A 22089-nucleotide genomic window follows, 5' to 3' on the forward strand; every position below is an offset into this window, starting at 1 on the left:
TAAAACATAATAAACAAAAAAAAGGCTAAAAATGGCAGCAAAAATTTTCTCACCAGTTGATATCTTATCAATAATAGATCTTGAAATAGCTTTTATAAATCGTTATAAAAATGTAAAAGATTATGCAAAAAATTTATCTTTGATATATTTTTCTTTGCCAAGTACTAAAGAGTATAGTGAACTCTTTGAAAAATTTTTAAGACAAACCGATGTTGTTGTAAGAGAGAATGAACATTATGTGGTTGTACTTCATGGAACAAATGAAAGAGGAGCTAGCGAACTATTATCAGGTATTCAAGAGTTTTTAAACGCTGAGCCAATTGATTTGATTGTAAGCTATCCAAAAGACGGAAGAAACGCTAAAGAGCTTACTACTAAGCTTCAAGATGAGATAAAAGATAATTATGGTATATTGCTTGAAATGCTTTCAAATCAAGAAAAATTTGAAGCTTTTGAAAGTATATGATTTAATATAATTTTGTGGAGTTTATTTGGAGAATTTACTACTATTTTTTGCAGTTTTGCTTATAACTAGCATTCTTTTAAGTAAGATCTCTGATAAATTTGGAATTCCATCTTTAATAATATTTTTAGGTGTTGGTATGCTAGCTGGCTCAGATGGGCTGCTTGGCGTAAATTTTGATGATCAAATGATTGCTCAAAATGTCGGCATGCTAGCACTTATTTTTATACTTTACGCTGGCGGGCTAGATACTGATTTTGCAGCGATTAAACCGATTTTTGGTAGAGGTTTAGCGCTTGCTACACTTGGTGTTTTCTTAACCGCGCTAGCTATCGCTCCAGTTGCAAAATATCTGCTTGATTTTACTTGGGCGGAGGCCTTTTTACTAGGCTCCATTATCTCTTCGACAGACGCAGCAGCTGTTTTTGCCATACTAAGAGCCAAGAAAATTTCACTTAAAAATAGCATTGCGCCATTGCTTGAACTTGAATCTGGCTCAAACGATCCAATGGCGATATTTTTAACTATGACGATCATTCAAATGATCTCACTAAATAGCGCTCCAAGTGCGTCAGAGTGGGCGATTACACTGGTTAAGCAGTTTGGTATAGGTATTGCTATGGGCTATCTATTTGGCGTTGCTTTGCCAGCTATCTTTAATAGACTTCGCCTAAAAAGCTGGGGTCTTTATCCAGTTTTTTCTATCGCTTGGATATTGCTTTTATACACACTTTGCTTTAAGGTTGGTGGCAATGGCTATTTGGCTGTTTACATAGCTGGAATTTTCATAAACAAAAAAGAGTTTTCTCATAAGAAAAATTTAGTCGGTTTTTACGATGGTATCGCTTGGACGATGCAGATAGTTGTCTTTTTGACGCTTGGTCTTTTAGTAAATCCTTCCCAGCTTCCGGCAACAGCACTAATGGCACTTGTTTTGGCCTTGTGGCTTATGTTTTTTGCAAGGCCACTTGGTGTTTTTGCATCGCTTGTATTTTCAAAATTTAATATAAATGAGCAAATTTTTATCTCTTGGGTTGGGCTAAGAGGTGTTGTGCCAGTTGTGCTAGCTACTTATGTTTACGTCGATGGCGTACGTGATGCGGATATGATTTTTAACATTATATTTTTTATGGTTTTGATTTCGATTTTGATACAGGGTATGTCACTTGGCTTTGCGGCTGATAAATTTAAGGTCAAAGAGAGCGAGCAAGAGGATGTTAAGCCGGTAGAAAACTCGCCGATCTTAAGCTACACACTTCGTCAGCATACCATTCACTATGGTTCAAAACTAATTGGCAAAGATTTGGCTCAGCTTGAGCTTCCAAGCGAATTTTTAATAATCTTAATAAAACGAAAAAATGAGTATCAAAAGCCAACTGGCTCAACAATCTTTGAAGAAAATGACCTGCTACTGATACAATGCGAAAATCAAGTGCTTTATCAAGATACGATTAAGTATTTAACGTATTAAAATTTTTGATAAAAATTGCCACATTTTATTTCTCTTTGTAAATTTTAAAACTTTACTCGCTCGCCTTAGCAGACTACTAAATTTAACTCTCGCAAGCTTTTCCACTAAATTTAGAGTCGTGATATGCTAGCTCGTAAATTTTTAAAATTTTTCTGACATAAACACATACAGTGTGTTAGCATAATTGCATACTGTCTATAACGTAAGTTAAATTTCTAGCCCAAGATGAGCTAGAAAAAAGTTAAAAAATTTTATTCTAAGGCTTGAGCCAGATCAGCTATCAGATCCTCGGCATTTTCAAGGCCTATGCTAACTCTTATCAGCTCTTTTGTGATGCCAGCTTTGATGAGCTCTTCGCTACTTAGCTGCTGGTGAGTTGTCGAGGCTGGGTGTGTGATGAGCGACTTTGTATCACCGATATTTACCACGATCTTAAAGAGTTTTACGCGCTCTAGCATCTTTTTTGCGCGCTCAAAGCTATCAGTTTCAAAGCAAAATAGTCCATTTGCCATACCGTCTTTAAAGTATTTTTGCGCCTTTGCGTGATCTACGTTGTCGGCAAGTCCAGGATAAGCCACGCTTTTTATATGTTTGTGAGAGTTTAGAAATTTAGCCACTTTTAGCGCGTTTTGCGAGTGTCTCTCAACCCTAACAGCAAGCGTTTCGAGGCCTTGTATGAGCTGCCAAGAGTTAAAAGGAGAGATCACAGCACCGATATCGCGCACGATAGCAAGCCTCATTCTTAGCGTATAGATATCAAAACGATCCGTCATATCGGCATATACGATGTCGTGATAGCTCGCGTCTGGCACGTTAAAGTGCTCATATCTCTTGTTATCTTTTAGCTTTTCGTTTAGGTGATTTGCACTTATGACCACGCCCGCTAGGCTAAGACCCTGACCGCTCATATATTTGCTCGCACTATGCACGCAAACATCGACACCGTGGCGAAGTGGCTGAAAGATGATAGGCGTTGGTACGGTGTTATCAGTGATGCTGATGATGCCATATTTATTTGAAATTTCTACGATTTTTTCGATATTTGGGATAGAAATTTGCGGATTTGAAAGCGTTTCAAAAAATATAGCCCTCGTTTTATCATCTATCAAACTCTCCAGATCATCAGCCGTGTCGCTGTCAAAGACTCTAGCCTCTATGCCAAATCTTTTTAGTGTGTGTGTAAAAAGTACCGTCGTGCCGCCATAAATTTTTTTGGCAATGATGATATTATCGCCTGCTTGGGCTAAATTTATGATGCTGTAAAACAAAGCTGACTGACCGCTTGCAGTCGCTATCGCAGCGGCTCCGCCCTCAAGTGCAGCGACCCTTTTTTCAAAGATATCTGTCGTTGGATTGCCAAGTCTTGTGTAGATGTGGCCGCCATCCTTTAGATCGAACCTAGCAGCCGCAGTCTCGGCGCTTCCAAAGTCGTAAGCCGTGCTTTGAAAAATAGGCACAGCCATTGTGCCAAAGCCTTCATGTGTGTCGTAGCCTACGTGGATCGCAGCGGTTTCTTGCCTCATTTTTGCTCCTTTTATGGTAATTTTGGCGTAAATTATACATTAGCAAAGCCAAAATTTAGGGGATAAAATCAAATTTTGATATAATTTGCCAAAAAAAAGGAAAAATTTGAACCAAGTCACGGACAAATTTAAGCGTGTAAAATATCTTCGTGCGCTAGAAAAATTTGCAAAATCAGCAATAAACGGGCTAAAAAGAGATGACTTTGACGAGACTGAATTTCGCCAAAGAGTTGAGAAAAATGCAAAAGTCATCGAAAAAATAGAGGCTGTTTATCTTGATCAGCCATACTCAAAGGCGCTAGAAAATTTTATAAATTTGCTTATCAAAAATGCCCCAAAAGAGGAGCTTTTAAAGGCGGCAAATTTACTTGATAAGCTAAAAAATCAAAAGACGTATAAAAAAGAAAAACATAAAAATAAATTTAAGGATGAGGATTGAAAGTAGTTATTTTTGATATGGACGGCACGGTGATCGATAGCGGCGAGGCGATATATAAAACGGTAAATGAAGTGAGAGATGAGCTAAATTTATCGCCACTTGATAGGGAATTTATCATAAAAGCGATCAACGAGCCAGGTAGAAATTTGGCCCTTGAGTTTTACGGCATCGACACTCCAAGCAAGAGTTTAAAAGAGGGCTTTGAAGAGAAATTTAAGAAATTTTACGATGAGTGTACGACTACCTATGATGGTGTAAAAGAGCTTTTGCGAAAGTGCAGGGAGGCTCACTACAAGGTTGCTTTGGCAAGCAATGCACCACACGATACACTAGAGAAAATTTTAAAGAAAAATGAAATTTATGAGCTATTTGACGAGGTTATCGGCGCTAGCAAAGAGATACCGCAAAAGCCAGATCCTGCGATGCTTCACTTAGCTGTTAGTAAAACTGGAGCCAGCAAAGCGATCTTTGTAGGAGACAGCTTAAAAGACGAGCTTGCGGCTAAAAATGCAAATATGCCCTATGTGCAAGTTTGCTGGGGATTTGGCGAGGAGAGCAAAACTGCCACGTATAACGCTAAAAATGTTAGTGAGACGTGGGAGATAATATTAAATTTTTAACTTAGTTTTAATTGGCTATAATCTTAAGAAATTTTCAAAGAAACAGCGATGATAGATATATTTGAGGGCAGTGCGAGGGATAAATTTTATGACATTTTGTTTAACGCAAATGCCGTTTTGGTTAAAAACGAGATAGATAAAATTTTTGAAAAATTTGTGGCTATAAGTGAGCTTTGTGAAAAGCATGGCGTTAGCGAAGATGAGATCAGAAATTTTATAGTCTCAGAGCAAGATAAAGTTTATAACGGAGTAAATGACCTATATATCGAGCTTAGTGGAGAAATTTTAAGTCAAAATGAGTAGAATTTTTGCGCTTGTGGTCTTGCTGACCGCTCTTGCCTTTGCAAAAGAGCCAAATTTTGATCCAAGTTCGGTGCATACATTTGAGCTTAAAAAAGATGAGTGGGCGAGAGTTTTTATAACTGAGAAGCGAACTCAAAGGGTTGAAACGTTTGACTTTCGCTGGACGCTATTTGATAGCACAAATATCACTGTGCAAAGCTTTTTTAGGCGCTATCCAAGGCAGATGGTTTTTTCGCTAAGGCAAGGACAGAACACCTATATGCAGCGAGTTCTGCCTGATTTCACGATGCCACCAAATGAGAGCGTGAGTCTTTATATATCATTTATTGATTTTAAGGATAAAAAGGCGCATTTTAGGGTGGCTCTGCTAGATGAGAGCAAGCGTGTGGATGTGGGTTTTAGAGATCCAGATGAGGCTAAATAGAAGGATAAAAATGGATAAAATCGATGAAATAATGGGTAAATTTATAAGCGAGCTTGGCTATAAAGAGGCGTTTGAGATGTTTTTAAAGATAAGCTCAGGCAAGAAGCTGCGCTCAAAACTTCTTTTAAAGATCGCAGGGGAAAGTGAAATTTCACTTAAGCTTTGCGCTATCATCGAGCTTATCCACCTTGCAAGCTTGCTGCACGATGACGTCATAGACGAGGCAAATATAAGGCGTGGCAAGCCAAGTATAAACGCACTTTTTGGCAGTAAAAACTCAGTCATGCTAGGCGACATCCTCTACTCAAAGGCTTATTTTGAGCTTACAAAATTTGATCCAAACATCGCAGCTATCATCTCAGATGCAGTCAGCAAGCTAAGTATCGGCGAGATGATGGATGTGAAAATGGCTGAAAATTTTAATGAAAACGAGCAAGAATATTTAAAAATGATCTACTATAAAACAGCTGTTTTGATAGAAGCCACGGCTATTTGCGGAGCAAAGCTAGCTGGCAAAGATAGTGAGAAATTTGGAATTTATGGCAAAAATTTAGGCCTTGCGTTTCAGATCGTTGATGACATATTAGACATAACTCAAGATGAGAAAACGCTTGGCAAGCCAGCACTCAATGACTTTGTCGAAGGCAAAACGACACTTCCTTACATTTATCTTTATAAGAGCTTAGACGAAGCTGGTAAGACAAAGCTTAAATCGCTTTGGTCAAAGAAGCTAAACGCGGGCGAAATTTCATGGCTAAAAGAGGAATTTGTTAAGACAAATTCGCTTCAAAAAGCAGTAAATGAAGCAAAAAGGCTTGGAAATGAAGCGATAGAAGCGATAAAAGAGTATAAAAATGCCGAGCTTGAAGGGATCATAAAAAGCATGATAGATAGGGAATTTTGATGCACTATTTAGATATAAGTTTTACGTATAAAAATACTGATATTTCGGTTAGAGAAAAGCTTGCATTTGATAGTGATGAGAAAAAAGAGCAAATTTTAAAACTACTAAGATCAAACAAAAGTATAAACGAATGTATGGTTTTAAATACATGCAACCGCGTCGAGATAATTGCAAGCGTTAGTGATCTAGAAAGTGCAACGACGCATGCATTTAGGTGTATGTCTGTATTTTCAGGTGTTTTTGAAGATGAGCTTTATGAAAGGGCTGATATTTATGAAGATAGCGGAGCTGTGCACCACCTCTTTGCCGTGGCAAGCTCGCTTGATAGCCTAGTCGTCGGCGAAACGCAGATCGTTGGCCAGCTAAAAAATGCCTTTAAATTTGCTTACGATAGCTCAGCTTGCGGTGAACAAATCAGTAAAATCATCCATTATGCATGTAAGTGCGCTGCTAAAGTTAGAAACGAAACTCAAATTTCTAAAAATCCAATCTCAGTTTCAAGCGTCGCCGTGGCAAAAGCAAAAGAAATTTTTGGTACGCTTGAAGGAAAAACTGCTATCGTCGTTGGTGCTGGCGAGATGGGCGAACTAGCAGCAAAACACCTAATCTCAAGTGGCGCAGAGGTAATCATCATAAATAGAAGCTCCGAGCGTGTTGAGCAGCTAGTTGATAGTCTAGGGGACAACGCTAGCTGGGATAGCATTTTAAAATTAAAAGAGTATGTAAATAATTATGATCTAATATTTTCAAGCACCGCAGCTCCGCACGCTATCATCACAAACGCCATAATCGAACCAAGAGAATTTCACAGATACTTTTTTGATATTGCCGTACCAAGGGATATTGATCTTATAAATACAGAATTTATTAGCGTCTATACGGTCGATAGTTTAGAGGAGATAGTAAGGAAAAATTTAGCCCTAAGAGAGGAGCAAGCACAAAAGGCTTATTCGATCGTAGGTCAAGGCACAAGCGAATTTTTAAAAATTTTAAAAGAAGATATGAGCGTTCCACTCATAAAATCGATCCGCAAACAAGCTGAAATTTGCGCTAAAAATGAGCTAGAAAAAGCGATAAAAAAAGGATATTTAAAGCATAGTGATTATGAGGAGGCACAAAAGCTCATTCATCAAGTTTTTAAAGCATTTTTGCACCAGCCAACGATGAAGCTAAAAAGTCTTGCGGACGAGGAGAGGTCTAGCGAGCTTTCAAATGGAGTTAGATTTTTATTTGATATAAAAGAAGAGCAAAATTTTCAAGTGGGAGATATAGATGAGATTTAGTAAATTTTATGCACCAACGACCAAAGAAGCACCAAAAGACGCCTCTTTGCCAAGTCATAAATTTTTAATAAGAGGTGGATTTGTCGAGCAGATAGGCTCTGGTCTTTATAACTATCTACCGCTTGGAAAGATCATGCATGAGAAAATTTCTCGTATTGCACGAGAGGAGATGAATGAGGCTGGTGCGTTAGAGGTGAGCTTTAGCGTGGTTACTTCAGGTGAGCTTTGGAAGCAAAGTGGCCGCTATAACGTCTTTGGCAAGGAGCTTTTACGCTTTAAAGATAGAAAAGAAAATGACTTTGTTATAAGCCCTACAAACGAAGAGGCAGCCGTTGCTTTGGTACGTGGCAAGGTGACTAGCTACAAGCAGCTACCGCTAAATTTATACCAGATAAATACTAAATTTCGTGACGAGGCAAGACCACGCTTTGGATTACTAAGAGGACGAGAATTTACAATGAAAGATGCTTATAGTTTTCACTCTAGCAAAGAGGATCTAAAGCGTGAGTTTGACCTTATGGAGGCAACTTATAGTAAAATTTTCACTCGTTTGGGGCTAAATTTTAGAGCTGTTGAGGCTGATAGTGGAGCTATCGGCGGTAGCGGCAGTAAAGAATTTATGGTGCTTGCAAGTAACGGCGAAGATGATATCCTTTGCTGTGAGGCTTGCAAATACGCTGCAAATATAGAGGCTGCTAGAAGAAAAGCTAGAACAACCGATGCTGAAGCTCCAGAGGCTGACGCGGCTAAATTTAAAACGCCAGATACAAAGACTATAAAAGGTGTGGCTGAGTTTTTTAAAGTTAGTGAGTTTTACTGCATAAAAGCTGTTATGAAAAAAGCTATTTATGAAGACAAAGAAGAAGTTGTGGTCTTTTTTGTAAGGGGCGATGACGAGCTTCAAGAGACAAAGGCACAAAATGCTTGTAATGCGCTCGAGCTTGTCGATGCTAGCGAAGAAGAGATTATAAAAGCTGGGCTTGTGGCTGGATTTTGCGGACCAGTTGGGCTAAAAGATGTAAAATTTTACATAGACAACGAGCTAAAAGGCGCAAATAATATGATATGTGGTGCCAACGAAAAGGATTACCACTTTGTTGGCGTTAGCGTTAGCGGATTTAACGAAGAGAGATTTAAAGACCTTGTTAAGGTAAAAGAGGGCGATAAATGCCCAGTTTGCGGCGGAAATTTAAAGCTTAGCAAAGGCATAGAAGTCGGTCATATCTTTCAGCTGGGCGATAAATATTCAGCTGCGATGAACGCGACATATCTTGACGAAAACGGCAAGGCAAAGCCATTTTTGATGGGCTGCTACGGCATTGGTATAAGCAGGCTTATCGCTGTGATGATAGAGGCTAGCCACGATGAGAAGGGCTGCATCTGGAAAAAAGAGTGCGCGCCGTTTGATGTGGAGATCATCATCTCAAATTTAAAAGATGAAGCGGGCGTGGAATTTGCATTTGAGCTTTATGAGAGCCTTAAAAAAGCTGGCATTAGCGTTATTATTGATGATAGAAACGAGAGATTTGGCGTTAAGATGAATGACTTTGAACTCATCGGCTTCCCTTATGCGCTACTTGTGGGTAAAGAATTTGCAAATGGCAAGGTTGAGTTTATCACAAGAGATGGTTTAAGTAAAGAAACGATCGACGCAAATGAAGCCTTTAAAAAGATAAAAGAAAGCTTATGAGATTTTTCGCATTTTTATTTTTTTTGATAGAAGCGATATTTATCTATCTTTTTGTTGATAAATTTGGCTTTTTAAACTACTTTCTTGAGGTGCTAGTCTCTGGATTTGTAGGCATTGCGCTTCTTTTAAATGCTGGATTTTCTAGCTTAAATTCGCCTCAAGTGGCGTTTAAAAGCTTTCTTGGCGGAAATTTATTTAGTCAGTTAGGGCTTAGCTTTGGCGGAATGCTTTTGTTTTTGCCAGGAATTTTAACAGATATTTTTGGTGTAGCTGTAGTCATTTTTTCTTTGATATTTAAGAAAAACGTAGCAGAAAATGAGAGTTATCAAGAGTTTAAATTTCAAAATTTTAGCAAACAGAGTACCAAAAAAGATGAGGGCGAGATCATCGACGTTGAGGTCATAGAAGAGCCAAAAAGAGTAAATTAGGAGAGATGATGAAAGAGATAAAAATAGCAACTAGAAAGAGTATCTTAGCTCTTTGGCAAAGCGAGCATATCAAAGCTAGAATAGAATCAAAACATAACGATATAAAAGTTGAGCTTATTGGCATGAAGACAAAGGGCGACGTGATCCTTGATACGCCGCTTGCGAAGATCGGCGGCAAAGGGCTTTTTACAAAAGAGCTTGAAGATAGCATGCTAAAGGGCGAGACTGACATCGCTGTGCATAGCCTAAAAGACGTGCCAGTAGTCTTTCCAAAAGGGCTTAAACTAGCAGCGATTTGCTCACGCGAGGATACAAGAGATGCGATGATAAGCGAGAAATTTGCTAAATTTAGCGACTTGCCACATGGCGCGAAAGTTGGCACAACGAGCCTACGCCGCAAGATGCAGCTACTTATCATGAGGCCTGATCTTGAGATTATCTCGCTTCGTGGAAATGTGCAAACTAGACTTAGAAAGCTAAAAGAGGGTGAATTCGACGCGATTATTTTGGCGATGGCTGGCATAAATCGCTTAAATATCAAGGCTGAAGTGGCACATATCTACACATTTGGTTTTGACGAGATGATACCTGCGATGGGTCAGGGTGCTCTAGGCGTTGAGGCTAGAGATGAGAAGAAAATTTTAGATGAGATCTCTTTTTTAAACGACGAAAATGCGGTTATAGAAACGACCATAGAGCGTGATTTTGTAAGCGTTTTAGAAGGCGGCTGCCAGGTACCAATTGGCATAAGCGCAAGGCTAAAAGATGATGAAATTTCTATCGATGCGATCGTTGGTCTACCTGATGGAAGCGAGTTTATAAAAGATAGCTTAAAGGTCAGCAAAGATAAATTTCAAAGCGTTGGTAAGGAGCTAGCTCATAAATTTATAGAAAAAGGGGCAAAAGAGCTTTTAAAACGCGCTGAAGAGATGGCTTAGAGTGTGTTTGAGCTAAAATTTAAAGCAAAAGCCCTAACCGCTACTAAAAATAGCAAAGACAACTACTATATGATCGGTCTTGCAGACGACAAATACGACTACAAAAACTACATAATCTTTCAAAGACCGATCAAGCTCAAAAAAGATGACGACGAAAACGCCGACATAAACGGCATATACGCAGAGTGCAACGGCGACGTTTGCTATAACGCTTGCAAAAGGGTGAAGATCACTGATAAAACTATTATTTTTGAGGTGCAAGATAGCCTCATTTGCGTAGATACCGAGGATGTAAAGCTTAATGAGCGCTTTGTGAAATATAGCAAAGAGATATTTGGCAAACTACTAAAATGTAGTATATCGAAGTAATTAAAAAAATTACTGCCGTTTTCAAAACTGCGATACCATCTAGTGTTTAACCTAACAAAAAATTTGTGATGAATTGCTTTGAAAAAGACGTAAGTATATAGGCTATACGTGGGTGTGCGTTTAGTGCTAGTTTGCGGACGTTATGACAATGGAGTATAAATTTAGTTCTTGCTTCTATTTAAATGGCGAGGTAATATCGCAAAGAATGCGTCCGAAACAGCGATCGATACTCTGATAGCTATCGGTGCGTGCGGCAAATAATAAATACCCGCTTTGCTTCGCCTTTTTCAGCTATTTTTGGCTAAAATCACCCAAAAATCAAAAAGGCGAAATATGGACTACATCAAGCTTTTAAAAGAAAATAATCTACTTCGTGTTATCGACGAGCCAACAGATATTGATCTTGAGATCGCGCATGCAAGCTATATCGAGGTCAAGCGTGAGGGCTCGCAAGCGTTACTTTTTAAAAACCCAGTTTGTAAAAAAACTGGGCGTAAATTTGCCCCAGTGCTTACAAATATCTATGGCTCAAAACATGCGCTTGAGCTTATCTTTGGGCTAAATCCTGATGAGATCGCAGCCGAGATAGAAAAGCTTTTAAAGCCCAGAAAACCAGAGAATTTCAAAGAAAAGCTTGATTTTTTAGCCTATCTTTTTAGCATGAGAAAAATTTTTACTAAGAGATTAAAAGGCGAGGGCGAGTGTCAGCAGGTAAAATTTATAGGCGAGCAGACCGATCTTTTGAGTATACCTGCACTAAAGACATGGCCGCATGATGGTGGTGCTTTTATTACAATGGGGCAGGTTTATACGCAAAGCTTGGACGGCGCTTTGCAAAATTTAGGTATGTATAGACTGCAAATTTATGACAAAAACCGCCTTGGCATGCACTGGCAGATCCACAAAGACGGCGCAAATTTCTTTCACGAGTACAAGCGTGCAGGCAAAAAGATGCCAGTCTCTGTAGCCATTGGCGGCGATCCACTCTACATCTGGTGTGGGCAAGCACCGCTTCCAAAGGGGATTTTTGAACTTTTGCTTTATGGTTTTATCCGCAAAGAGCCAGCCAAACTTGTAAAATCCTTAACGAATGAAATTTACGTCCCGCACGATGCAGACTACGTGATAGAGGGCTTTGTGGATACGACTAAGTGCGAGCTTGAGGGGCCATTTGGCGATCATACCGGCTTTTATACGCCTATCGAGCCTTTTCCAGTGATGGATGTAACGGCGATAACTAGCAAGCATGAGCCGGTATTTCACGCGACTGTGGTTGGAAAGCCGCCACTTGAGGATAAATATATGGGCTGGGCGACTGAGCGGGTTTTTTTGCCACTTTTGCGAACGACCGTGCCTGAACTACTGGACTACAATATGCCTGAAAATGGCGTTTTTCACAACCTAATCTTAGCCAAGATAAATACGCTCTATCCAGCTCATGCAAAGCAGGCCATGCACGCATTTTGGGGCGTTGGGCAGATGAGCTTTGTAAAACATGCCATTTTTGTTGGAGCCGATGCGCCTGAGCTTAAAGACTATGATGAATTTACTAGCTTTGTTTTAAATTATTTTGGTAGTCAGAGTGTGCTAATAAGCCAAGGTGTGTGCGACCAGCTCGATCACGCCAGCCCAAACTCGTGTTTTGGTGGCAAACTCGGCGTAGATGCGACGCAGGATTTTTGTAAATTTAACCCTATGGTTTTAAGCGACAGCGAGCTTTTGGCTAAGTTTCAAAGTATAGCGCCAAATGTAAAAGAGCTTAAGCAGTTTAAATCGGATACTAAAACACCTATTTGTGTGGTGAAATTTGAAAAAGATTGTGTGGTAAAAGAGCTTTTTGACAAGCTTTTGACATTTAGAGAATTTTTCAAACTCCTTATCGTTGTAGATATGCAAAATCACCTTGAAAACCCATATATGCTACTTTGGCGTGTGACAAATAATATCGATGCTTTGCGTGATATTTTCATAGATGGTGAAAATTTCTGCGTAGATGCGACGAGCAAGGACGAGCTAGAGGGATATACGCGTGGCTGGCCGTTACAAACGGATTGTGACCGCGAAGTAGTTGCTGATCTAGTTAAGCGCGGTATAGTAAAAGATGACCCAGAATTATTTAAAAAATTTGAAATATTTGGTTAGCTTTAAAGTGCTCAAGTAAATTTATAAATTTTACTTTTTGCTGCGGATTTAAAATTTTTAATAAGACTTGCTTAATCAAATGCTAGTGTTTTTATGCTGATTAAAAAATAGCTTTTAGACTAGGTCTAAAAGCTTAATTTATTTTTAGCTCTCTTTTAAGAGCTTGCTTGCGAGCATATCGGCTTTTGCTTTATCTGTATCTTTTTTTACGGATTTGTAAATTTTAGATATATAATTTTCCAAAACTTCGTGGCAAGATATTACTTTTTCGTTTTCGCTTCTTGCTACTTTTACGTATTCACCGCTATTTTGTAGCTCAAATGCTAGGTCATTATCGCTTAGCTGAAGCTCTAAAATTTCAAGCAACCTCTCTTGAAGTCTTGGCTCAAAAATAGGCGTCATAAGCTCCAAGCGACGCTCTAGATTTCTTGGCATCCAGTCAGCACTTGAGATATAAATTTTTGGCTGAGCATGTTTAAAGTATAAAATTCTAGCGTGCTCTAAGTATTTGCCGATTATTGAGCGAACTTTTATATTTTCGCTTTTGCCTTTTACGCCAGGCCTTAGTCCGCAGACACCGCGAACGATTAAGTCGATCTTCACGCCTGCGTTTGAAGCGCGGCTAAGCTCGTTTATCACATCTTCGTCTATTAGCGCGTTCATCTTAGCGATGATCCTACCTTCGCTTCCTTTGTTTGCCTCTACTCTTATCTTTTCGATGATGCGCTCTTTTATCTGAAAAGGCGACATGCTAAGAGCGTTTAAACGACGATTTTTATTATATCCTGAGAGGATGTGAAAAAATGAAGTCGTATCTTGGCTAAATTCTTCTTTGCTCGTAAATAGACTAACGTCAGTATAAATTTTAGCCGAACTGCCGTTGTAGTTGCCTGTGCCAAAGTGCATATAAAATTTGAGCTTATCGCCGATTTGGCGAATGACTTGGCTAACTTTTGCATGCACCTTAAAGCCTGTGATGCCATATATCACATGCGCGCCAGCGTCCTCTAGAGCCTTTGCCCAGTGCAGGTTATTCTCCTCGTCAAACCTTGCCTTTAGCTCAACCATCACGGTTACTTGCTTGCCGTCACTTGCGGCGTCTATTAGGCTTTGAATTATTGGCGAGCTTTTATCGACTCTATAAAGTGTCATTCGAATAGATATGACTTTTGGATCTTTGCTGGCTTCTTTTATAAAGCTTACAACTGGATCAAAGCTCTCAAATGGATGCACTAGTAGCACATCTTCTTTGTCTATGGCGTCAAATACCGAGATGCCATTACCAAATGGCGGTAGCGTTTTTGGAACGTAAGGCGCATTTGCTAGGTGGGTAAAATTTTTACTTCCAGCTATCTCCCAAAGCGAGCTAAGAGTGAGCGGAATGCTTGAAAAATAGACATCTTTATGAAAAATTTTCATATGAAAATTTAAGAAGTCCAAGATATCAACGTCTACGTTTTTATCGATTTGCATACGAACAAAAGCCCCTTTTCTGCGAAGCTTTAGCCCTTGCTCAAGTATCATCATAAAATCATCCGCTTCTTCTTCTTCGATGACGATATCGGCATTTCTCGTCACTCTAAAAGCAGCCGAGCTAAGTAGCTTATATCCTGGGAAAATTTCTTCTGCATGGCGATGCACGATCGTTTCAATCGGTACAAAAACATTGCTACTTGGCTGTGTAAAACGTGGCAAGACTCTTGAAATTCTTATCATGCCGTATTTTAAAATTTCTGGATGCTCTATATCAGCAAGCTTAACGGCAAGAGAGAAGCTAAGGTTGTTTAGGTGCGGAAATGGGTGAGTCGCATCGACAGCGATAGGCACGATGACTGGCAAGATATTTGAGAAAAAGTATTCGTCGCACTTTTGCTTCAAGCTATCATCAAGCTCGTCATAATTTTTTATAAAAAGCCCCTCTTTGCTAAGAGCATTTACTGTTTTTTTATAGTGATCTTCTACTAAATTTTGCTCATTTTGTAAATATTTTCTAATCTCTCTTAGCTGATCAAGTGGGCTCATGCCATCGCCACTGCTTGTAGTAGCTCCAGCTGCAAAAAGCTGCTTTAAGCCAGCGACTCTTATCATATAAAACTCGTCTAGATTTGTCATATAAATAGCTATAAATTTTAGCTTTTCAAGTAAAGGATTTTCCTTTTCACACTGAGCGAGTACCCTTGAATTAAAGCGTAGCCAGCTTAATTCTCGGTTTATAAAAAGAGTTCCATTTTCGCTCATCATCTTCTCCTTGTGTGTTTTTGAGTTATTTTATGATATGTGCGGTTATAAAGTTCTTACTTTATTTAAATTTTTGGTTACAATAAGCTAAAATTTAAATTTAAAGGCTTGTTATGTCTGATTATGTGATATTGGTTGGTATCTTTTTAGTGGCAGTCATTGTTTTTGCACTTATTAAAAAGATATCGTTTTAGCTTTTAAATTTCTCCCACCACAAATAAGCAAAGATAAGCCCAAAACCCTTGACTTTGCTCTCGTCGAAGGCAAATTTTATCATATCTTCTCGTTTTATAAAAACAAGCTCGATATCTTCGCCATCGATGCCACCGCCAGAATTTACCTTCATACTCTCATCGATCTTTGCGTAAAACATCGTTTGCATATTGCCTCCAAAGCCAAAAGCACCGTATGTCATCGTGATACGCTCTATCTCTTTTAGCTCATAGCCCACTTCTTCGATCGCTTCTTCTCTGGCTGTTTGCTCTTCGCTAAGCCCTTTATCCATAAGACCTGCGCAAAGCTCGTAAGTAAAGCCTTGCTCATTTGTTTTGATGCTTTCCTTCTCTTGCGAGTACCAAACAGCCGGTCGAAACTGCTTTACAAATAAAAAGGCATCTTTTTGCTCGTGATATAAAAAAATACTAACGCTATTCATCACTTTTACGCAGTCCCAATCTCTTTGGACACCATTTTGCATAAATTTCATCTTAAATGGCTTTAGGTATTTTGACTCATCAAGAGGCAGAATTTCTAAATTAGTTATAGTAGTATCCATTTTGCAAGTCCTAAAAAGCTAAAAAATCCTATCGCATCAGTAAAAGTAGTAAGAATGACGGCTGAGCCGACTGCAGGATCTATGTTAAAGCGCCTTAGCGTCAAAGGTATGATCGTGCCAAAAAAGCCAGCAAAGAATAAATTTGTAACCATGCTAAGTCCGATAACAACGCCAAGCATACCTTTGTCAAACCAAACAGAGGCGATTATGCCCATTACCACACCAAAGATTAGTCCATTTATGAGTGAAATACTAACCTCACGTTTTAGAACATTTTTGGCATCTTTAAACTCGATCTCACCAAGTGCTAGACGGCGAACCGTAACGGCAAGCGCTTGTGTGCCGGTATTTCCACCCATTGACGCAACTATTGGCATTAAAACAGCAAGAGCAACATAAGCTGCGATTGTCTCGTCAAAAAGTCCGATTATAGATGAGCTAAAAAGAGCTGTTAGTAAATTTACGCCAAGCCAAACCGCACGACCACGACCAGCCTTAAAAAGCGTATCGTCCTCTTCTGACTCGTCATCAACGCCGGCTAGGTTATAAATTTGTTCAGTTGCACTCTCTTGAATGTAGTCGTGGATGTCATCAGACGTGATACGACCAAGCAAAATTCCAGTACTACTAGTAACTGCAATAACATTTAAATCGTACTCTTGAAACATATCAGCGACATTTTGCATAAGGTCCATATCATTTGCAACATGTGGTTTGTAGTGATCGATCTGCGCTGACTCGATATTTTGCTTTAGTGTCTTTGTAAAATCAAAAAGTATAAGATCTTCAAGCGGAATAGCGTATTGTAAAACGCCATTTTTATCGATAATAAAAAGCTGTGAGATATTTTCTAACTTGCCTTCTTGCTTTTCTCGTCTAAGTCTTGCTACTGCATTGCCAAGCTTTTCTTCAAGGTGAGCCGAAAAAAGCTCTGTTTGCATGTGCGCACCGGCTCTATCTTCTTCGTAGCTTCTAAGTCTTAAAATTTCATTTTGGTTTTCTCTATCAAGTTCGTTAAAGAGCTCTCTAGCTTTATCTTCGTCGATATCCTCGATGTATTGAAGCAAATCAGTCGCATCATCGCTCTCTAGCTCTTCAAGTGCTTCTACGATCTTTTCAGCTGGTAGTTGTTCGATCACATCTTTTAGCATGTGATCAGGTAATTCGATAGCAACGTCGCCTAAAATTTCAGGATCTAGCTTTTCAAGATAGTGAGCAAAAAGCTCTTCGTCGTGTTTCTTTAGTGTTTTTAGGTGCTGGGCTAGCTCATAAGGTGAGAGTTCGTTATCTTCTAAATTTTCATCTAAATGCTGATCTATCAGCTCTTTTGCTTCTTCTAGTTCTTGGCTCAAGTTTTACCTTTAAAATTCTATTACATTAGGGAAAAATTCCACTTTGTGGTACTCTTTTTCATTATTTAAAGCATTTTTTATTAGCTCGTCATTTTTGATAACAACTGCTTTAAATTTAGCTGATTCTTTCTTATCCTCTAGGCTTTTAACGACTTTTATTGCACTTTCTGGATTGATAGGTTTATTGTCCCTATAAAGACCAAAATGAAGGTGTGGTCCTGTGCTCATACCGCTTGTGCCAACGTAGGCTATAAGCGTGCCTTGCTTGACTTTTAAACCACCTTTCATACCTTTAGCAAAGCCATTTAGATGAGCATAAAGCGTCTCATAGCCACCAGCATGAGAGATGATAACGGTTCTGCCATATCCACTTTTTTGTCCGACAAATTTAACCGTACCATCGCCTGCGGCTTTGATTGGTGTGCCTTTTGGAGCACCGTAGTCAACGCCAAGGTGTGCTCTATATCTTTGAAGAATAGGGTGCCATCTTTTTAGGGTAAAAGCTGATGTGATTCTAGCGTTTGCAAGAGGGCGAACAAGTAAAAATTTATCATTCTTCTTGCCATTTTTATCATAAAATTTATCTTCAAATTTATACATAACATATCGTTTATTTTTTGTTTCTATCATCGCAGCATAAATTTCTGGAGTGCCAAAAGAGCGGCCCATACGTATTTTTTGATTATAAACGATAGCAATCGTATCGCCTTTATTTATCTTTTTAAAATCAATGTCACTTCCTTTAAAAATTTCTTTAAAGCCAAGAGCTAGCGTGCCAGAGCCAGTGTAGTCAAAAATGTCTTCAGAGACTGATTTGTCCACCTTTAAGGCTAAAAATTTATCCTCACTTTGATAAGAGATGGGAAGAAATTCGAGCTTAAATTTATCATTGTCATCTCTAAAAATATGCATTTGAAGCTCGTCACTAACAGGGATTAGTACTTGTTTGGTATTGCCATTATCGTCTTTATAAATTTGATACTTTGTGCCAGCGATGATCTCTTCTGTTAGCTCTTGATCTTCGGTTGCTAAGTTATAGTAAAGTGAAAGTGGGATTTTGTTTGTCTCTAAGAAATTTAAGAAGTTACTTCCATTTGGCCAGCTAAGCTCGTCGACACTTGGCTTTATAGCGTATAAATTTATAGATAATATTGCAAAAATTATAAAAATACGAGGCATTAATATCCTTTTAAAAAGCTGGTGGGATTTTAACTAAAACTTGCTTTAATTTTGCAAAAGATAAAGCATTTTAGGCTATAATCGCTCTAAAAATTTAAACTTAGGAGATATTTTTGAAACGTATATTTGTGATTTTATCGCTAGTTTTTGGCTTTGCTTTTGGGGCTGATTTTTCCTTAAATGAGTATAGAACTCCTATAATTAGCGTCGATAGTGATGGCACAGCGACGATAGTTGATAGTCCAGAAATTTTAATCGGCTCAAGTGGTGTCGTACTTCATAAATTTGATACTGATAGCTCTATCATCGCAAGAGTTAGTGTTATCTCAAAAAATTCTGGCTTTGCTAAGATTAGATTTGAGGTGTTTGATCTGCTTGAGCAAAAGGCGCTCCCACTTCCAGGCATTGCACCTGCAAATGGCGATATGGTCGTGCTAAACTATCTTTATAATCGCTCATTAATCATTGTGCCAAATAAAGAAATTTATGAAGAGATCACTTCTGCGTTTCCAAATATGATATTTATCCACCCAGATATTATAGGAGCGTATCTAAGCTACGAATACAAGCCAAATCCAAGCAGAGATGACTTTAGAAAGATGTGTGCTCAAAGCGCAGCTGGTCTAATTTTCGTAGCGATGGATGGCAGAAGCGTTTTTGCTGATTGCCAAAGCTTTAAAGTGCTAAAAGAATTTAAAAGTGGCGAGGTTGAGTACTATCAGCTGCCATTTTATACAAGAGTTAGCGACATAGACACTGTATTTTGGAAGCTAAATAGCGAGCACATCAACAACTACGACGCTCACTACGAAAAACTTTTCGAAGAAGATAACTGATAAATGAGCCGTTTGTCCTTAAGTAAGCAAAGCTTAAAAGAGTTTTTAAATTTACTTCCAACGCTTAAGGACAAAGAGCTCTTTCACTACGCCTCAAGCCTTAGTTTTCACACGATCTTATCGATCATTCCGATACTTCTTATATCATTTTCTATCTTTACAAAACTGCCTAGTTTTGAGGATTATTACGCCAAGATTCAGGACTTTATATTTTCGGCTCTTTTGCCAAGTAACCAAGAGATCATCTCAAACTATTTGCAAAATTTCTTACAAAATAGCGGAAATTTAGGCTTAGTTGGCTTTGTGGCGATGATATTTACATCGGCTATGTTTTTTAGCGACTACGAGTATGTAGTTTTGAAAGTGACACGTGCAAGTAAGGCTAGAGGATTTTGGTCAGCACTTAGCTCGTATTGGACGCTTATCACGCTTGCGCCACTTGGTCTTGCTGGTAGTTTTTATCTTTCAAGCCTCATTCAAGAGATGCTAAACTCAAACGTGATCACAAACTCGATAAATTTTTTAAGCATATTCCCATATCTCATCATCTGGGCAATATTTTGCATCACATACCTCATCTCAGTAAATGACGAGATAAAGTTTAAAAGCGCACTTTTTAGCTCGTTTGCAGCCTCGCTTGTTTGGTATATTGGTAAGTCAGCCTTTGTCTACTACGTCCTTTATAACAAAACCTATCTAAGCGTCTATGGCTCGTTTTCGGCTGTGCTTTTCTTTTTTGTTTGGATCTATATATCGTGGATCATCTTTTTATATGGGCTAAAGCTTTGTGCTTATCTCTCAAACAGCTCAAAATTTAAAAGATAAATTTAATAGTTCGTGCCAGCTGGCGTGATTTGTATTATTTTATGTAGAATATTATGTAAAATTAGCGTTTAAACTCGCAAATTTCTATCTTTACGCCAAGTTCTTTACTAAATTCTTTAGTCTTTTTCTCTAGCTCATCTTTGTCAAAGCAGATAAGATCTATGTAAGATCGCATCTCGCCATTTGCTTCACCTATGATCTCGCAAATTTCACTCTCTTTTAGCACATCTGAAATTTTGTTTTTGCTATCAACGCCAAACTGTATGTCACCACCGTGAGATATGGCTAAAAAGCAAAAATTTATGCCAAGCTCAAAAGCTTCGTTATAGGTATCGCTTGCGCCGTCGTAGTATTCGTTTAGTAGCTCGCTAAGAGATGTATATCCTGTGAAAACGTCGTCACGTAGCTTGTTTGAGCGAGGTTCTAGCTCATAGACTATAAAATTCTTAAGCGGCTCGTTTGAGGCTTCTTTACCAAATTTTTCATCTATAAGATCGGCAAAGTCGATCAGTGGTACGCCTTTTTCTCTTGGCTTGTCTATTATTTCAAACTCTCCAAGCATATTTATCATGATCATCTCACCAACTACGTTGTCACAAAGTATGAGTGATAATGTATATGCCTTATTTTCATCTTCGCTTTTAAGCTTACTTAGAGTCTCGTTATATAGGCACATATCTACGCTTTTGTCGTTAAAATTTGCATAGACCATGATTTCATTTGCATCAACGCTTACGCCATACATTTGTATAGTAGCGACGTTTCGTGGTGCACGTGGTTTGCCAAGTGTGCAAGTAAGCTTTGCCTCATACTCTTTTGGCATGCGCGATTTTATAAATTTAAGCCACAAAAGCCTGTGCTTTAGTCCTTCTGGAGTGAGTACTAGATCGATCTTTCCATCAATAAGGCCTATCATAAAAGTTGGATCAACTAAACATAAATTTAGCGCTTCTTCGGTCATTTTGCTTGCAGCTTCAAAATTTTTATCTTCTAAATTTTGTTTGATGGCGTCTAAATTTTTGCCAAACTCGCTCCAAAATTTATCAACTCTGCTTGCAAAGCTAGAGCTCTTTTTAGAAAACCACATTTTTATCCTTGTTTATTAAAATTTTCAACATTTTTTTGCGTATAAATTTTCATCGATGGAAATTCTAAGGCACTTAGCTTGTCATATCCTTCTTCATTAAAAACACATCCTGTATCGATATTGGCGCTATTTGTATAGAGCTTAGCCTCACGAACTGGCGTGTGTCCGTAGACATTAAATATGCCTTCAACTTGCATCATATCGCCTCTGCCTGATAGTACATGCCTTCTAAACTCATCTCTTGAGCTATCATCATCTCTTAAACCCCAAAATTTACCAACAGCCGAGTGAGAGACGACCAAATGCTCGCCATTTTGGTTTTTGTGGTCTTTAAACTCTAAATATACTGGACTACTCTCTAAAAATTCTATGTGTCTTTGTTTAAAATTTAGGCTTTGAGCTAGGTATGATCCATATGTCGCCACGCCACCATTATTGAAAAACCAACTCGTGTCAAACGGTGCTTGGTTGTTTAAAAATTCATATTTATTGCTTAGTAACCTTCTTTCGTGGTTTCCCATTACCATTTTATAGTTGTTTTGCATGATAAGCTCGACTACATCGCAACTAAAAAGCCCCCGATCTATCACATCTCCGACAAAGCAAATTTGTGATTTTTCTTTGTCTGGAAACTGCTTGATAAGCTCTAAAAGTGTATTAAAACAGCCGTGCACATCGCCTATGATATAAATTTGCTCGCTCAATTTTTCTCCTTTGTGCCAAATTTTAGTCTATTAAGCTTAAAAATGTAGTGTTAAGAAAACACTTTTGTATAGCTGTACTATATTGGCGTAATGCTA

21 protein-coding genes and 1 pseudogene are annotated in these 22089 nt (G+C 38.6%); 15 read left to right on the forward strand and 7 right to left on the reverse strand.

What is annotated here, in order from left to right; translation table 11 throughout:
* The first annotated feature begins 31 nt into the window (after positions 1-31).
* Together CYP28_RS04160 and CYP28_RS04165 are read left to right on the forward strand one after the other, a co-directional pair.
* Positions 32-466 carry a pyridoxal-5'-phosphate-dependent protein gene (locus CYP28_RS04160; protein ID WP_103593188.1) on the forward strand — a complete coding sequence of 145 codons (435 nt, stop codon included), beginning with the start codon at positions 32-34 and terminating at the stop codon, positions 464-466.
* A gap of 25 nt (positions 467-491) precedes the next feature.
* A complete protein-coding gene (locus CYP28_RS04165) occupies positions 492-1934 on the forward strand; it encodes a potassium/proton antiporter (protein ID WP_103593189.1) in 1443 nt (480 codons plus the stop codon).
* A 251-nt stretch (positions 1935-2185) separates the two neighbouring features.
* On the opposite strand, the gene CYP28_RS04170 is transcribed toward CYP28_RS04165, so the two are convergent.
* Entirely contained in the window at positions 2186-3457 is a 1272-nt protein-coding gene (locus CYP28_RS04170; RefSeq protein ID WP_103593190.1) for an O-acetylhomoserine aminocarboxypropyltransferase/cysteine synthase family protein, read from the reverse strand.
* Positions 3458-3563: 106 nt separating this feature from the next.
* Between CYP28_RS04170 and CYP28_RS04175 the strand changes: the two genes are divergently transcribed.
* The 11 genes from CYP28_RS04175 to CYP28_RS04225 all read left to right on the forward strand — a co-directional run bounded on the left by CYP28_RS04175 (position 3564) and on the right by CYP28_RS04225 (position 12997).
* Complete coding sequence (locus CYP28_RS04175; RefSeq protein ID WP_021088345.1) at positions 3564-3896, forward strand: hypothetical protein; 333 nt, start codon at positions 3564-3566, stop codon at positions 3894-3896.
* Positions 3893-4516 carry an HAD family hydrolase gene (locus CYP28_RS04180; RefSeq protein ID WP_103593191.1) on the forward strand — a complete coding sequence of 208 codons (624 nt, stop codon included), beginning with the start codon at positions 3893-3895 and terminating at the stop codon, positions 4514-4516. Before CYP28_RS04175 ends, CYP28_RS04180 begins: the two co-directional genes overlap by 4 nt.
* Before the next feature lie 48 nt (positions 4517-4564).
* Positions 4565-4819 (forward strand): DUF2018 family protein, encoded by a 255-nt coding sequence (locus tag CYP28_RS04185; protein WP_103593192.1) that lies wholly within the window; start codon positions 4565-4567, stop codon positions 4817-4819.
* Positions 4812-5243 carry a hypothetical protein gene (locus CYP28_RS04190; RefSeq protein ID WP_103593193.1) on the forward strand — a complete coding sequence of 144 codons (432 nt, stop codon included), beginning with the start codon at positions 4812-4814 and terminating at the stop codon, positions 5241-5243. Before CYP28_RS04185 ends, CYP28_RS04190 begins: the two co-directional genes overlap by 8 nt.
* A 10-nt stretch (positions 5244-5253) precedes the next feature.
* Positions 5254-6147, forward strand: a complete 894-nt coding sequence (locus CYP28_RS04195; RefSeq protein ID WP_103593194.1) for a polyprenyl synthetase family protein — start codon at positions 5254-5256, stop codon at positions 6145-6147.
* A complete protein-coding gene (gene hemA / locus CYP28_RS04200) occupies positions 6147-7430 on the forward strand; it encodes a glutamyl-tRNA reductase (protein ID WP_072594950.1) in 1284 nt (427 codons plus the stop codon). The genes CYP28_RS04195 and hemA overlap by 1 nt, the downstream gene beginning before the upstream one ends.
* Positions 7420-9120 carry a proline--tRNA ligase gene (locus CYP28_RS04205; protein ID WP_103593195.1) on the forward strand — a complete coding sequence of 567 codons (1701 nt, stop codon included), beginning with the start codon at positions 7420-7422 and terminating at the stop codon, positions 9118-9120. Before hemA ends, CYP28_RS04205 begins: the two co-directional genes overlap by 11 nt.
* Positions 9117-9548: an FxsA family protein gene (locus CYP28_RS04210; RefSeq protein ID WP_103593196.1), complete on the forward strand. Its 432-nt coding sequence runs from the start codon at positions 9117-9119 to the stop codon at positions 9546-9548. Before CYP28_RS04205 ends, CYP28_RS04210 begins: the two co-directional genes overlap by 4 nt.
* 8 nt (positions 9549-9556) lie before the next feature.
* Complete coding sequence (gene hemC / locus CYP28_RS04215; protein WP_103593197.1) at positions 9557-10486, forward strand: hydroxymethylbilane synthase; 930 nt, start codon at positions 9557-9559, stop codon at positions 10484-10486.
* A 3-nt stretch (positions 10487-10489) separates the two neighbouring features.
* A complete protein-coding gene (locus CYP28_RS04220; RefSeq protein ID WP_103593198.1) occupies positions 10490-10855 on the forward strand; it encodes an Imm10 family immunity protein in 366 nt (121 codons plus the stop codon).
* 333 nt (positions 10856-11188) lie between these two features.
* Positions 11189-12997 carry a menaquinone biosynthesis decarboxylase gene (locus CYP28_RS04225; RefSeq protein ID WP_103593199.1) on the forward strand — a complete coding sequence of 603 codons (1809 nt, stop codon included), beginning with the start codon at positions 11189-11191 and terminating at the stop codon, positions 12995-12997.
* 144 nt (positions 12998-13141) lie between these two features.
* Here CYP28_RS04225 and CYP28_RS04230 read toward each other — a convergent pair.
* The 4 genes and pseudogenes from CYP28_RS04230 to CYP28_RS04245 all read right to left on the reverse strand — a co-directional run.
* A pseudogene (locus tag CYP28_RS04230) lies at positions 13142-15247 on the reverse strand (RNA degradosome polyphosphate kinase); the annotation flags it as partial.
* 178 nt (positions 15248-15425) lie between these two features.
* On the reverse strand, positions 15426-16010 hold the full coding sequence (locus CYP28_RS04235; RefSeq protein WP_103593201.1) for an NUDIX domain-containing protein: 585 nt from the start codon (positions 16008-16010) through the stop codon (positions 15426-15428).
* Positions 15995-17362 carry a magnesium transporter gene (mgtE, locus tag CYP28_RS04240; RefSeq protein ID WP_021090506.1) on the reverse strand — a complete coding sequence of 456 codons (1368 nt, stop codon included), beginning with the start codon at positions 17360-17362 and terminating at the stop codon, positions 15995-15997. The genes CYP28_RS04235 and mgtE overlap by 16 nt, the downstream gene beginning before the upstream one ends.
* 9 nt (positions 17363-17371) lie before the next feature.
* Positions 17372-18541, reverse strand: a complete 1170-nt coding sequence (locus tag CYP28_RS04245) for a peptidoglycan DD-metalloendopeptidase family protein (protein ID WP_103593202.1) — start codon at positions 18539-18541, stop codon at positions 17372-17374.
* A gap of 113 nt (positions 18542-18654) precedes the next feature.
* Here CYP28_RS04245 and CYP28_RS04250 point away from each other — a divergent pair, with 113 nt between their 5' ends.
* Both CYP28_RS04250 and CYP28_RS04255 read left to right on the forward strand, forming a co-directional pair.
* Positions 18655-19377: a plasminogen-binding N-terminal domain-containing protein gene (locus CYP28_RS04250; RefSeq protein WP_021090557.1), complete on the forward strand. Its 723-nt coding sequence runs from the start codon at positions 18655-18657 to the stop codon at positions 19375-19377.
* A 3-nt stretch (positions 19378-19380) separates the two neighbouring features.
* Entirely contained in the window at positions 19381-20202 is an 822-nt protein-coding gene (locus tag CYP28_RS04255; protein WP_103593203.1) for a YihY family inner membrane protein, read from the forward strand.
* Positions 20203-20263: 61 nt separating this feature from the next.
* Here the strand turns inward: CYP28_RS04255 and CYP28_RS04260 are convergent, their stop codons facing one another.
* Together CYP28_RS04260 and CYP28_RS04265 are read right to left on the reverse strand one after the other, a co-directional pair.
* Entirely contained in the window at positions 20264-21289 is a 1026-nt protein-coding gene (locus CYP28_RS04260; protein ID WP_103593204.1) for a hypothetical protein, read from the reverse strand.
* A gap of 2 nt (positions 21290-21291) precedes the next feature.
* Positions 21292-21993: a metallophosphoesterase gene (locus CYP28_RS04265; protein ID WP_103593205.1), complete on the reverse strand. Its 702-nt coding sequence runs from the start codon at positions 21991-21993 to the stop codon at positions 21292-21294.
* Positions 21994-22089 lie beyond the last annotated feature (96 nt).

The sequence above is a fragment of the Campylobacter concisus genome, assembly GCF_002914195.1.
GTDB classification, from domain to species: domain Bacteria; phylum Campylobacterota; class Campylobacteria; order Campylobacterales; family Campylobacteraceae; genus Campylobacter_A; species Campylobacter_A concisus_M.

What these genes read in the sequence shown, in the direction of transcription:
- CYP28_RS04160 (WP_103593188.1), top strand. Translation starts at nt 32, where the DNA reads ATGGCAGCAAAAATTTTCTCACCAGTTGATATCTTATCAATAATAGAT.
- CYP28_RS04170 (WP_103593190.1), bottom strand. Translation starts at nt 3,457, where the DNA reads ATGAGGCAAGAAACCGCTGCGATCCACGTAGGCTACGACACACATGAA.
- CYP28_RS04185 (WP_103593192.1), top strand. Translation starts at nt 4,565, where the DNA reads ATGATAGATATATTTGAGGGCAGTGCGAGGGATAAATTTTATGACATT.
- CYP28_RS04190 (WP_103593193.1), top strand. Translation starts at nt 4,812, where the DNA reads ATGAGTAGAATTTTTGCGCTTGTGGTCTTGCTGACCGCTCTTGCCTTT.
- CYP28_RS04195 (WP_103593194.1), top strand. Translation starts at nt 5,254, where the DNA reads ATGGATAAAATCGATGAAATAATGGGTAAATTTATAAGCGAGCTTGGC.
- hemA (WP_072594950.1), top strand. Translation starts at nt 6,147, where the DNA reads ATGCACTATTTAGATATAAGTTTTACGTATAAAAATACTGATATTTCG.
- CYP28_RS04205 (WP_103593195.1), top strand. Translation starts at nt 7,420, where the DNA reads ATGAGATTTAGTAAATTTTATGCACCAACGACCAAAGAAGCACCAAAA.
- CYP28_RS04210 (WP_103593196.1), top strand. Translation starts at nt 9,117, where the DNA reads ATGAGATTTTTCGCATTTTTATTTTTTTTGATAGAAGCGATATTTATC.
- hemC (WP_103593197.1), top strand. Translation starts at nt 9,557, where the DNA reads ATGAAAGAGATAAAAATAGCAACTAGAAAGAGTATCTTAGCTCTTTGG.
- CYP28_RS04225 (WP_103593199.1), top strand. Translation starts at nt 11,189, where the DNA reads ATGGACTACATCAAGCTTTTAAAAGAAAATAATCTACTTCGTGTTATC.
- CYP28_RS04235 (WP_103593201.1), bottom strand. Translation starts at nt 16,010, where the DNA reads ATGGATACTACTATAACTAATTTAGAAATTCTGCCTCTTGATGAGTCA.
- CYP28_RS04245 (WP_103593202.1), bottom strand. Translation starts at nt 18,541, where the DNA reads ATGCCTCGTATTTTTATAATTTTTGCAATATTATCTATAAATTTATAC.
- CYP28_RS04255 (WP_103593203.1), top strand. Translation starts at nt 19,381, where the DNA reads ATGAGCCGTTTGTCCTTAAGTAAGCAAAGCTTAAAAGAGTTTTTAAAT.
- CYP28_RS04260 (WP_103593204.1), bottom strand. Translation starts at nt 21,289, where the DNA reads ATGTGGTTTTCTAAAAAGAGCTCTAGCTTTGCAAGCAGAGTTGATAAA.